We start from the raw sequence: 13,191 nt of genomic DNA, 5'->3' as shown, positions 1-13,191 counted from the left end.
AAAACAATAATTATAAATTATTCATAAGGTATGCGAAAACTTGGGTATCTTTAATTAAATTGTCAATTTTCACGTATTCGTTAGGTTGATGTGCTGTTCCATCAATTGTTGACCAAACAGCAGCAGGAAACCCTGCCCCACGGACTATCGCTGCACAGGTACCTCCACCTATTCCACCAACTTCAGCTTCTATATTTCTAAGGTCCCTTATACTTTCTTTCAACATTTCTACACAGGGGTGGTCTTTTGGAGTGGGTTTTGTTGATTTTTCAATATGTTCCCCTTCAATTATTATTTTGACATTCCATTTATTCTCGTATTCTTTTGACAGGTTTTTAAGGTTGTTTATTATTTGTTCAACGTCATAATTTGGAAGAATTCTTCCATCGAAATATATGATATCAGTGCCGGGAATGGTATTTATATTTTCAACATTTGATACTTTCTTTGTTGGTTCAAAAGAAGAGTAAGGATAATTAAAGAGGTCGTCTTGTAGGTTATAATTTTCGTGGAAATATTTATCCGCTGCAATTGCAAAATCCATACCAGCTCTATGGGCGTTAATGGAGATATTGGGCATAGATGCATGGCCTTGTTTTCCAATAGTTGTTATTTTTAACCACATAATCGATTTTTCCGCAACTTCGATGAAGCTTCCATCAGATTCCCCGGCATCTGGTACGTAGAACCAATCCCCTTCTTTAAATAATCCTTGTTTTAATAAGTATTTTATTCCAAATTCTGAACCCGTTTCTTCATCTGAAACCAAAGCTAAGGCAATGTTGTTTTTTGGCCTCACTTTTAAATCCATAATACTTTTCACGGCATATAATGTTGATATTAAAGAGGCTCCATTGTCTTCGCTTCCCCTTCCAAAAATCTTTCCGTCTTTTACTACCGGTTGAAAAGGATCTGTTTCCCACAATTTGATATCACCAGCAGGTACCTTGTCCATGTGCGTTACAAACCAAATAGTTCTTTGTGGATTTTGACCTTTATAGGTTGCAACAATGTTTGGCCTGTATCCATATTCAACAGCATCGTCTGGAGCGTCGTATCTTTTAATTTCATCAAAATTCCAGCCTTTAATCAAAGATTCCAGCCATTCTGCAGCTTCCTTTTCTCCAGGTCCTCCCGCACGTGGGTTGACAGAGTCAATTGATATGAACTTTTTTGAACTTTCAATAATTTCTTCTTTTAATTCTTCTACTTTTTTAATTATACTTTCCTTCATGTAATTAGCCCCCTTATAGGTATTTGTAATTCAAAACCATTTTTTCTTTTTGAATATAATTATCATAATCACAGCTATAGTCGCCATGATACCTAAGATTAGGAAATAGCCAAATTTCCAATGCAGTTCTGGCATATTCTCAAAATTCATGCCGTATATTCCCGCTATAAAAGTTAGTGGGATGAAAATAGTTGATATTATGGTGAGTATTCTCATTATTTCATTTAAACGGTTGCTCACTATCGACAAGTAAATCTCTGTTAAGTTATTTAAATTCTCTCTCAATAAATCGATAGATTCGTTTATCCTTATGGTATGATCGTAAAGGTCGATAAAGTATACCTCATTACTTTCATTTACGAATCCCTTTTCTTTTTTTTGTATTTGAAAGAGTATGTCTTTTAAAGGGAATACAAATCTTCGGAACCTTAATATTTCCTGCTTGATTTTCTTTATTTTTATAAAATGCTCTTCTTCAATCTCTTCTGTGATTTTTTCATCAATTTCTTCCGTATGTGAAATATAGTTATTTAATTTTGATAAGTAACTATCAACTACTATATCCATTAAAGAGAAGGTTAAGTAACCTACGTCTTTTTTCCTTATATCTCCTGCGTTTGTCTTGAGCTGTGTTTTTAACAAATTTGTGGCAAAATTCTTTTCTTCTGAGAAACTAATCATTATGTTTCCTTGTATAATTATACTGAGTTGTCTAAATTCTAGCTTTTCGCTTGAATCGGAGATTAATTTTATGACTAAAAATGTGTAAGAATCATAGAACTCGATCTTAGTTCTTTGATTGACATTAATTATATCCTCTAAGGTTAACTTGTGAATATCAAAGATTTCGCCAATGGCTTTTAATTGATTTGAGTCAGAGACGTTTTCAAAATCGATCCAGTGTATTTGGTTTTTATCTAGGGTTTTTATAAGGTCAAGGTCGACATTTTCATTTAGATTATAAGAGTGTTGATCATACGAAAAAACGTTGATGATTGCGTTTGATGGTTCTAATTTTCCTGTGTAAATAAGCTCTCCAGGAGGGTTCCCAACTTTACTTAAATTTTTTCGTTTAGCTGAATTCATAATAATTTCCCTCTTTCAAAAGTTGTGAGATCAATCTCTCTTCAAACTTGGGATCGTATTCAAAAGTTATGGGATCTTGTAATGTTTTGATACTTATTATGTGACCACTTTTTGGATTCCCAAAGTCGGATAATAGATAAAGATAGAATAAAATTTGAAATTGATAATCGTTGATTTTTTTTGGATCTCTCAATTCTGAGTATTTGTAATCCAAAATCTCGATATCACCGTTTTCTATGATGACTTTATCAGGAATCCCAAATAACATGTATTCTTTTTTTCCTAAATTCAATTTTTTCATGAGTCTCCATTCATTTTTTATTATTTTATTCTCATTGGGTGTGAAAGCTTTTTTCACTATATCTAATTCATCAAAACGCTGTGGTAACTCGCCATTTTTTATCATGTTTTTTATGTGACTTATGTTTTGAGCACTTCTTAGTTTAGAGTGTAAAAAAGACCCTCTGAAGATAAGCTCTTGGTCTGAAAAAATGTTTTTTGGATCAAAATAAGTTGAAGGAGATGTAATGGTTCCACTGAGGTCTTCGATTAAATCTAATTCTTCAGTTTTTATTTCCTTGATTATGTAAGTTGGGGCTATATACTTTTTATACGAGAGATTGGTTAAGTCTTTAAGATTTTGTTGTGGTATATCTTTAAACAAAGAATTTTCTCCCTCTTGGTTCAGAGGTTCAGGGGTGTTTTCTTGTACTTGCTGAATATGATCAGATTGAATTATATCTATCATATCTGAATTTTTTACAGTTAAGAAGAAATTATTTAAAGTATCAGCTTTCTCGTTGGACACTAAAATGGGTAGCAACAAGTCTTTCGCTCTTGTTATTCCCACATATACTAATCTATTGGCTTCGGTTTTATCCAAAAATTCGTTGTTTTTAAACCATTTGAGAAGCCAGTGATCACTGTTTTCTACGCTCTCTTTATATATATTGTTTAAGATGTAATATCTATTTCCCTCCGCATTAGGGATTGAAAATTCTGCATTAGAACCATTTTTTGTGTTTGAGATAGAGTTGTGTAAACCAATCATTAATACAATAGGAAATTCCAAACCTTTAGATTTATGGATGGTCATTACTTTTACACTGTTAGATGTTTCATCTTCAATAGAAGCTTCTTCTTCAGAAATATTAGAGGCATTTTTCAAAAATCTCACCAATTCAGAAAAGGAATTTGCCATATTGTTGTATTCTTCAGCTTGATTTATAAGTTTTTTTATATTGGATATTGAAACTTCAGGATCGTTTGTTAAAGCGAGTTTAGAGAAGTAATTGTTATCGTTTATTATACCTTTCAGTATAGAAGAAGGAGTTAAATAATATTTGAGATCCTTGTACTTTTTAAGCACTTTATAACTTTCTACTACATCTTCAGGGAATTCATTTTTTATGTTTTCAAACGTTTCAAAAAAACTTCCCTGACTTTTTTCTACTAATTTGGAAAGATCTTGAAAACTCATACCTACTAGAAGTGACATCATATATCTGACAAACTGGTAGTCGTTGAATGGATTTTGAATTGAGTTGAGGGCAGCGAAAATAGCTTGAATTTCTGGTCTATTGTAAAAAGATTTGCTGCCGAATATATAAAAGGGTATATTATATTTAAAAAAAGTGTTTCTAAGTATTTTCTCTGTATTTTTTAATTCTTTTGAAAGGACAGCGATATCTTTTGGTTCTATTTTTCTTCTTTCGTAATATACTTTATTATTTTTTCTTACCTTGAAATCCATTTCTTGTCCTAACAACTTTTTTATCACTTTTGCCAACGTGTCAATTTCAATAGCAAGGCGATTTTCTTGGTTGTTTAAACCATTTTCCTCTGTAGGTTCAATTAATATGTATTTAACTCTTTTAGTATCGTCTTCACTCAATGTAGGAATTGTTTCGGTCTCTTGGGGAGGAATTTCGGGTTCTGATATATCTTCTTCTTGGAAGGAAAGATTTTCTAAAAGTTTGGGATCGATATCTGGCATCTGTAAATTATCTCTTTTAAATAAAGAAGTTTCAGAAAGATGATTTGCAAAATTTATTATTTGTTGGTGGGACCTTCTGTTTTTAGTTAATTTTCCCAAAAGAACTTCTTCATCAGAGTTTTCAGCTTCTGTTAAAGAACGAGAAAACACAGACACATCCGCTCCTCTGAAACGATAGATGGATTGTTTCCTATCTCCAACGTAAAAAAAGTAATTATCTGTGGTATGGAGTTTGTCAAAGATTTCTTTTTGAAGATAATTGGTATCTTGAAATTCATCAACTATGATGTATTTAAATTTGTTTTGGTACTTTTTAAGAAGGTCAGGGTTATTTTCGAATTCTTCTACAACCTTTTCTAAAACCGCTTTGAAATCGTATAAAAAATTATCGATGGTTAATCCCAAATAGAATTCACTAGCGATGAGAGAAATAATTTTGACAAGCCATAAAAAGTTCTTGTAAAGTTCGGAAAGTTCTTTATCTGCTAATTCTAAATCATTAGTTAATAAAGCTCTTGACATTTCGATGCGCCAGTTGGAAACAATATCTTGAATTATTTTTTCAAACTTGTCCAGTCCTATTTCAGAAAGTATAGTTTTAAAGGTTTCTTTAAATTTTGTTTTTTCTTCATTTAAAGCTTCGACATACTTTTCTATTTTTTCTTTCCTTTTTGTGGATAAGAAGTTGAGCCAATCTATTTCCTTGTCTTGATATATTTCTAAGGCGACTCTTAGAGCAGAATAAACCGATCTTTCAACTTCTCGATCTCTTTGAAAATCGCTTATTATACTAAAATTTGGGTCTACTCCCACTGAAATGTTGTTTTCCCTTATTATTCTTGAACAAAAGCTGTCTATAGTTTTGATCCAGGAGCGTGATAAATTAATTTTTACTTCGTTCCAATATTGATACCATTCTAATTTGCTGGCGCCATATGGGGGTTTTTTATCCAATTTATTGGAAACCTCTTCCATAATTCTATTCTTCATTTCGGAGGCAGCTTTATTTGTAAAGGTCACCGTAAGAATGTTATCAACTATGTCAGCATTGGGAAAATTCTTTTCTAACACTTTTATAAAATATTGTGTAAGAATATAAGTTTTGCCCGTTCCAGCTGATGCCGAAATGAAGAAATTCCTGTTTGGATCATCTATCTCTTTGTAAACATCAACTTTTTTTACAGTCATTTAGTATCTTGTCCTTTCAAATTTTGAACCAATCTGTTTTAAATATTATACCATATTCTATTATTGATTAAAAAAGTAAAAACGCTCTATGGTATAGAGCGTCTAGAAGATAAGTTATAATTATTTGATTTGTCAATTAGCTGTTACTTTTTTTAGTTCTTCTGTGTTATGCGTTTTTTCGTAGACGAAATCTTTTGTAACTTTGCCATCTTTGATCTCCACTATTCTGCTTGAATATTTTTCCACTATTTTCATGTTGTGTGTGACCATTATTATGGTTAATCCTAACTCTTTATTTATCTTCATAGTTAGTTCCATTACCTTTTCAACATTTTTTGGGTCAAGAGCCGCTGTATGTTCATCTAACAGCAGAAGGTCAGGCTTTGTTATAGAAGCAAGAACCATGGCGAGAGCCTGTTTTTGCCCTCCAGAAAATTCTTTGACTTTTGTTTTAAGTCTGTTTTCTAATCCCATGTTTAAAGATTTCAACAATTCTAATCCTTCGTATTTTCCAAATGAAAAGAATCTATTTCCTTTTTTGGATCCCAAGATCAAATTTTCTTCGAGGGTTAGATCAGGAAATACACCTCTATCAGGTTCTTGATACACTATGCCAACATTTCGAAAGAGCTTGTAGGGTTTAATTCTTTTTATGCTTTTGTTATTTAATGTAAAGCTTCCTTGATCTAACGCTACTTCTCCAGTTAAGACTTTAAGAAGCGTTGTTTTACCAGCACCATTGGGACCTATGATAGTGACGAATTCTCCCTTTTTAATACTTAACTCAAATTTGTCCAATGCTTTTTTTTCATTAACTTGATTTTTATTGTATACTACTCTGATGTTTTTAAGCTCAACCATTTTTTAAATTCCACCCTCCTCAATCCTATTACTATTATTATGAACAACGCAGTTATTAGTTTCATATCGCTTGATTGGAAGCCTATCGTGTAACCATATCTCATGGCTAACGCCAGTAAAAATTGATAGACAACAGCTCCAATAATGGGGCATAACATGTTATAGAACAGATTTAGCCTCCCAAATATTATTTCCCCCAAAATAACCGCCGCCAAAGAAGTTACAACTATGCCTTGCCCCATATTTACATCTGAAAATCCACCGTACATAGAGAACAAGGACCCCGACAACCCCGCAAAGAAATTTCCTAAAAATAATCCTATTATACTCATAATTTCAGGGTTCATACCAAGGTTTTTGATTCCTGCCTTGTTACCTCCGTATCCCCTAAGGGCAATTCCTAATTCCGTTCTCAAAAAGATTATTGTTAAAAGAGCAGATACAAATACCACCGATCCTATTAAGATGGTAGAATTATATCCAGAGTTTTCTCTGAATGGAGATAAGGTTTTTTTGGTTTCGTTTATTTGTAAATTGCTTTGATTCTCCTTTAAGGTACTCATACCTAAAATGTCATCTAATTTTGTTCTCTCTGTGTATTGTGCTTCTTGCTGTGCGCTTATTTCTTTTGGAACAGAAACGTTCGGTCCATCCATGACCCTTATGTTTATCGAATAGAGCATGGTCATCACCAATATGCTGGCTAACAAGGAATTTACTTTTAATTTGTTATGTATCAGTGCGGTTACTATCCCAAAAAAACCAGCCATTATACCACCAAGGATCATACACAGTATCCAAGGCAGACCTGCGTACATAAACGCAACGGTTACCGCCCCTCCTAATACATATGATCCATCAGGTGTTAAATCTGGAAGGTCGATGACTCTGAAACTTATAAACACACCCATTGCAACTAGGGAGGCTATTAATCCTTGTTCTAATATACCTACTAAATCCATAATTTTCCTCCTAAAATTCTTTCCAGATCATAGTGTATCTACTATTTCATCTGCAATATCTATAAATTGTTGAGGTATGTTTACATTTAGGGCTCGGGCTCTGTCCAAATTTATATAAAACGTTAGTGAGTCTGCACTTAATATCCTTGACTCAATTTCGTAAGGTTTTTTACCGTTTATGAGATCAAAAACAATTTTTCCTGTCTCTATTCCTACTTGATAATAGTCAAAGCCAAAACCTAAAACAGATGTTTTTTTTGCTATATCAATATCTCCAGCAACTACAGGAATTTTATTTTTTTCAAATACTTGGCCTAAGATTTCGGCAGATGAAGCAACCAAATTATCTGTGTATAAATAGGCAACATCTATCCTGTTCGCTTGAGCGTTTAAGGAAGTAACAAGTTCGTTGGCGTTCGTTCCTGTAATTTCTATTACATTGAATCCAAGTTGAGGTGCAAATTTCTTGGTTTGATCTGCTAAAAAAACCGAGTTAGCTTCTCCGGTATTGTAAAGTATCGCTAAATTTTTGGCATCAGGAAATATTGTTCTCATGAGGTTTACATGTGTTTCAACAGGAACCATATCACTTATTCCAACAACATTTCCTGGATTTTTACCGAATTTAGGTATCAAACCCGCACTGAGTGGATCTGTAACGGCGCTGAATACTACAGGTTTGTCTTTTATTTCCGTCGCAGCTGCTTGAGCGGAAGGTGTAGCTATTGCAACTATTATATCTACATCTGTTTTGAATTTGTTAGCTATAGTTATCGCATTTTGAAAGCTATTTTGAGCGCTTTGATGTTCATACTCGAAATCTACACCCGAATCTTCAAGATAATCAATTATCCCCTGATAAATCTTATCTAAAGCTGGATGTTCCACAATTTGTGTGATGCCAATCTTTACGCCGAAAGTAAATGTGAACAAAGAAACAATAACCAAAGTTGTTAATACTTTTTTCATACCCTCACACCTCCTGGAGATTTTGTTTTTTTGTGTTTTATTAAAAAAAAGGTGTCTACTTTTTCGTAGACACCCAATTTGTTCTTCTTATACCTACTTGCTAGCTAATAGGTAATGGAAGGCACCAAGTTGGGTGTCTTTCCAATACCAAAAGTAGAAATATTGATTATTTTTTGATTTTAAAGTATCGAGAGTATTTGTTAAAAAGTGCAATGAAATTTTTTTCATAGTAACCCTCGCTTAATTGAAAGTTAATTTTTATGATTATACACCAACAAATAAAGGTTGTCAAGTAAAAATTGCACTTTTTACAAAAGATTAGAGAAAATCTTACAGAATGCTTCTGTAAATTTGATAAGGAAAGGCTGAGCATTAAAGTAATCTTGAGATATGCGGGAACTAATTTTTAAATCCTCATGAAAAATATCTTCTATTTGTTTAGTTTTTTCTCTATCGTATATTAAAAGGTTTGCCTCATAATTTAGTTCGAAGCTTCTGATATCTATATTTGCGGTTCCAACGGTTGATATTAAGCCATCTATCGATACAAATTTGGAGTGTATGAACCGGTCTTTTCTGTAAAAGTACACTTCAACACCATATTTTATAATTTCTTCTAAATAAGTCCTTGAAGCAAAATATACTAAAAAATGATCCATCTTTCCAGGAAATAAAATTTTTACTTTAACACCGGAAAGGGCCGCTATTTTCAAGGCAGAAAGAATGCTATCATCTGGAATGAAGTACGGGGTAGCTATGTATATATGGTCTTTAGCAATAGTAATCATCTTATGGATGGTTTGCATTATCGATGAATTTTCTGATTCTGGGCCACTCACCGCTATTTGTATTAATGAGTCTCCTTTTCTCTCTTGTTTTTTAAAGTATTTACTAGGATCTATTTTTTCTTTTTTTCTCTCTGCCTTTACAATTGTTTGATAGTCTTCAAAGAAAATTTTTTGAAGTCCGTTTACAGCCTCTCCCCTGACTTTTAAGTGAAGGTCTCTCCAATATCCCAAACTACTTTTACCAATGTATTCATTTCCAATGTTTATTCCACCAATAAAGCCGATTTCAGAGTCAATTATCGCTATTTTTCTGTGATTTCTGTAATTAACCTGAGTATTTAGGAATTTAAGCACCGGCGATAGAAAATAGCTGTAAAAAGCAATTTCAACTCCTGCACTTTTTAATTGCTTTATATAACTTTTCTTTAGACGCCCTGAACCTATTTTATCCATAATAAATTTAATTTCCACGCCCTCTTTAGCCTTTTTTATCAGAAGATCTTTGAGTTTATTACCGGTTTCATCGTCTTTTACAATATAGTATTCTAAAAGGATAGATTCTTTTGCATTTTCAATTTCTTTAAAAAAAGAAGAAAATTTTTCTTTCCCATTATTAAAAATTTCTATGTCATTTCCTAAAAATAAAGGCGACTTAGAGTTCCTTTTTAAAAGATTAATTAGTTGTAAATATTGAGTATCATTTTCCCCAAGTACCTTAATTAGCCATTTTTCTTCTTCTTCTGATAAACTGGGTTTTGAATCCAGGTAAATATCACTGGTAAGTTTTCTTCTTTTCCAGTTTCTTCCAAAAAAAAGATAGATTACAAATCCTATAAGTGGGATTACGGCAAATATTAAAAGCCAACTTATGGTTTTTTCTGGTCTTTTTCTTTCCAAGATGATAACAGTCGTAGCAACAAATGCATATATTAATACAAAAAAAGTCCAAAATCCAAATTTGAAAATTATAGCAAAGGCCATTTTATATTTCTCCTAAATCTCTTATTTGTTTCCATATAGAGTAGATCTCTTCGTGAATTTCTTCGATTGATTTTAATTCTTCGTTTTCTTTTAAACAGTTTATTATTGTCCAATTGTACTTCTGGGCGATATATTTTGCATTTTCGTATGTCTTGTTTATGTACTCAATATTTTTTTCATGGATATCTTTTCCTGTTAGGTCTATTATTTTTTCCTTTCTTTTTCTCAGCAATTCTATACTTATTTTGGGAGGAATATCTAAAAATATTACGTAATTAGGTTTTGGCAAATTAAATTTGTTGAATTCCAAATCCCAAAGCCATTCCAAAAATTCATCTTTTTCACTTTGATTTTCGAATTTTGAAGATTGATATATCATGTTGGAGGTTGTGTACCTATCGGATATTAAAATTCCACCAGATTCATATAAGGGTTTCAATTCTTTTTGATAAGTTGCGAATCGGTCCACGGCAAAAAATGTGGAAGCAGCGTATGGATTTATTGCTTCAGGGTTTTCCCCAAATTCACCTTTTAAATACATTTTTATCAAAGCGGAAGAGTCACTTTTGTAATTTGGAAATTCAACTTTGTATGCCTTAATTTTTTCATCTTTTAATCTTTGTGATAATATTTCTGCTTGTGTTGCTTTGCCACTTGCGTCTGTCCCAGATTCTATTACAATAAGCATTCCTTTTTTCATAAAATATCCTCCTACCGTTTAGGTGCTTGTACCAAAGTTATTTAACCAATTTACCAAGTTAAAACTTAAAAATTATTCCCACAGCCGCTCCTAAAGCCAAATAAACTACAGGATGCTTTCTAAACCGTTCCATTAGATAAATGATGATCATAAACAATATTATAGCCTTGAAATTGAAAATAGAAACCAAAGTTTGAGTTTCTGTAAAACTCTCAAGATGAAATAAGGAAACTTTTGCTACTTCATACGCTGCTGCACCTATTAGACCAACTACCGCCGGTCTTAAAGCATAAAATCCATTTTGTATAAATGGTTTTTCATTGAACCTTTGAAAGTAATGGGCAATTATAGTAATAATTATTATTGAAGGTGTCACTATCCCCAGTACAGCTATTATACCACCAAAAATACCTCCGAAGTTATAACCAACAAATGTAGCTGTGTTTATTCCAATAGGTCCCGGCGTAGATTCGGATATAGCTATATAATCAGCTAAGTCATTAAGGGTTAACCAATCATACTTACGAGCTAGATCTTGAAGAAAAGGTATAGTTGCCAAACCTCCACCTATAGAAAAAAGTCCTATTTTAAAGAATTCAAAAAAGAGTGTAATGTAATTCACTTTCTATCATCCTTGGACCCCTTTTGGGGCGGTTCTATCCTATTTTGCTGTATAATCAATCCGACTATGAAAGATGTTATCACAACTACAACTGGGGATAATTTTAAGAAAGCAACAACAATAAAAGCAACTGAAAATATAATTATACCTATGTAATCTTTGACAGACTTTTTCCACATATTTATTATAGCGTTCAACATTAGTGCAACTACAACTACCCTAATACCACCGAAAGCATGTTGTACTATTTGCAAATCTTGAAATTGTTCGAAAAATATGGCAATAATGGTTATTATTACGATAGAAGGGAAGACCATCCCTAATGTAGCAAATATTCCTCCCACTACCCCTTTTAATTTGTAACCTACGAAAGTAGCTGTATTTATAGCAATTATTCCAGGCGTACTTTGACCGATGGCATAATAATCAATTACTTCCTCATCGGTTGCCCAATTGTGTTTTTTAACGACTTCCTCTTGAATCATTGGTAACATTGCGTAGCCACCACCAAAAGTTAGGCTCCCGATTCGAGCAAAAGTTATAAATAAATTCCATAAATCTTTCATAGATACTATTAGCTCCTTCTATATAATTTTTAGAATTGTTTATACTAACATTAAAAAAGACTTATGTACAGCATTGGATAAACCATACATAGGTCTTATTTAGAGGGTTTATGAACGTACTAAATGGCCCTAAGGCTTTCTAATACTAATTTTGTAGCTCTACAATCATCTTCATTGTATTTAAAAATATTTTTCAAAGCATTTCTATTGCCGTTCAGATAACTTTTGTACTCGAGTATAACCGCAAAACCATTTAACTCTGTTTTCCAATTAAAACCAAAGTATTTACTTATATCTTTTAATGAATAAGAGACAACGGGTAAACTGTAATTTTTTCTTATTATTTCGTATAGATCACACGTTTTTGAGGAAATTTTACTTAATTTATCTCTCAATAGAGGATATTTAGATGAAAGTTTTTTTAAGGCTGTGAGATCATTTTTATCGTAATGCAATAGCACTTTGTCTTTTTCATACAGGAAATCTACCATTTTTGCAGCGATTTTGTATGTGTTTTTTTCTAAAAAGAAAGGAACGTAAGTTTCGTTTTCCAAAAATCCGAATAAAAAGTCTTTGTTTAAGTAAGTTTCTACGTCAAAGACTATATAATCTTGTGGAAAAGAATGCTCATCAATAACGTAAACTTGGTTTTCAATTAGAGATTTTAGATTGTATAAAGGTTTTTTGAATCTTTTGTCCAATTTTTCTATTTGATTGGTTTTTATAACTGTCAATGGTTCCAAATTCATATTTTTTAAATCCTCAACCATAGATTTACTTAAGTTAGGGACTATGGAATAATCTCCTTCCCTTAAAAATTCCAAATGGCATTGGTTTTTAATTTTGCAGAATTTACAATGTGGCCCATGGACTTTTTTAGTTGATTTAAGATCGTTAAGTTCTTTCGTTATCCATTTTTCTCTTAAAAGAATATCTGAAACATTTATTTCATAACTTCCATTGGATGTTTCTAAAACAATTCTTTTTATAGGTTCACCCTTATCTTTGAAATATTTATATACGGTATATATATGTAACCAATAAGATTTTTTAAAATTGTTCCCCATTCTAATGATTTTTACTACACCGTTGTTGATGCTTTCATAATTAGCTTCAACCTTCAAACCATTTATATTAATATCAAAGTATGAACCTTGTCTTTTATAGGTAGGAACGAAATAACTGCAACTTTTAAAATTTTCATAGTAAAGTAAATCCATTGTTTAAACACGCCTTAT

At 32.2% G+C, this 13,191-nt stretch carries 11 protein-coding genes; all 11 read right to left on the bottom strand.

Translation table 11 applies throughout. From position 1 onward, the window contains the following. Window positions 1-10: 10 nt before the first annotated feature. Window positions 11-1,234: a M20 family metallo-hydrolase gene (locus PMOB_RS05680; RefSeq protein WP_012208923.1), complete on the bottom strand. Its 1,224-nt coding sequence runs from the start codon at window positions 1,232-1,234 to the stop codon at window positions 11-13. Window positions 1,235-1,264: 30 nt separating this feature from the next. Then, window positions 1,265-2,320 carry a magnesium/cobalt transporter CorA gene (corA, locus tag PMOB_RS05675; protein WP_012208922.1) on the bottom strand — a complete coding sequence of 352 codons (1,056 nt, stop codon included), beginning with the start codon at window positions 2,318-2,320 and terminating at the stop codon, window positions 1,265-1,267. Further along, window positions 2,307-5,504: a UvrD-helicase domain-containing protein gene (locus PMOB_RS05670; protein ID WP_012208921.1), complete on the bottom strand. Its 3,198-nt coding sequence runs from the start codon at window positions 5,502-5,504 to the stop codon at window positions 2,307-2,309. Before PMOB_RS05670 ends, corA begins: the two co-directional genes overlap by 14 nt. Window positions 5,505-5,636: 132 nt before the next feature. After that, on the bottom strand, window positions 5,637-6,365 hold the full coding sequence (locus PMOB_RS05665) for an ABC transporter ATP-binding protein (protein WP_012208920.1): 729 nt from the start codon (window positions 6,363-6,365) through the stop codon (window positions 5,637-5,639). Next, window positions 6,338-7,327: an ABC transporter permease gene (locus PMOB_RS05660; RefSeq protein ID WP_012208919.1), complete on the bottom strand. Its 990-nt coding sequence runs from the start codon at window positions 7,325-7,327 to the stop codon at window positions 6,338-6,340. The genes PMOB_RS05665 and PMOB_RS05660 overlap by 28 nt, the downstream gene beginning before the upstream one ends. Before the next feature lie 27 nt (window positions 7,328-7,354). Next, a complete protein-coding gene (locus PMOB_RS05655) occupies window positions 7,355-8,296 on the bottom strand; it encodes an ABC transporter substrate-binding protein (RefSeq protein ID WP_012208918.1) in 942 nt (313 codons plus the stop codon). Between the two features lie 308 nt (window positions 8,297-8,604). After that, on the bottom strand, window positions 8,605-10,065 hold the full coding sequence (gene cls, locus PMOB_RS05650; protein ID WP_012208917.1) for a cardiolipin synthase: 1,461 nt from the start codon (window positions 10,063-10,065) through the stop codon (window positions 8,605-8,607). A gap of 1 nt (window position 10,066) precedes the next feature. Further along, window positions 10,067-10,765, bottom strand: coding sequence for a dTMP kinase (gene tmk / locus PMOB_RS05645; protein WP_012208916.1), 699 nt, complete (start codon window positions 10,763-10,765; stop codon window positions 10,067-10,069). Window positions 10,766-10,823: 58 nt separating this feature from the next. Beyond that, window positions 10,824-11,387 carry a chromate transporter gene (locus PMOB_RS05640; protein WP_012208915.1) on the bottom strand — a complete coding sequence of 188 codons (564 nt, stop codon included), beginning with the start codon at window positions 11,385-11,387 and terminating at the stop codon, window positions 10,824-10,826. Further along, the gene (locus tag PMOB_RS05635; RefSeq protein ID WP_012208914.1) at window positions 11,384-11,953 is read right to left on the bottom strand and encodes a chromate transporter; all 570 of its coding nucleotides are present in this window, start codon (window positions 11,951-11,953) and stop codon (window positions 11,384-11,386) included. The genes PMOB_RS05640 and PMOB_RS05635 overlap by 4 nt, the downstream gene beginning before the upstream one ends. A gap of 119 nt (window positions 11,954-12,072) precedes the next feature. Further along, window positions 12,073-13,173: a TM0106 family RecB-like putative nuclease gene (locus PMOB_RS05630; protein WP_012208913.1), complete on the bottom strand. Its 1,101-nt coding sequence runs from the start codon at window positions 13,171-13,173 to the stop codon at window positions 12,073-12,075. Window positions 13,174-13,191: the final 18 nt, after the last annotated feature.

Origin of the sequence: Petrotoga mobilis SJ95 (assembly GCF_000018605.1) — a bacterium.
GTDB lineage: Bacteria > Thermotogota > Thermotogae > Petrotogales > Petrotogaceae > Petrotoga > Petrotoga mobilis.
This window is presented reverse-complemented; position numbering and strand designations above follow the sequence as displayed.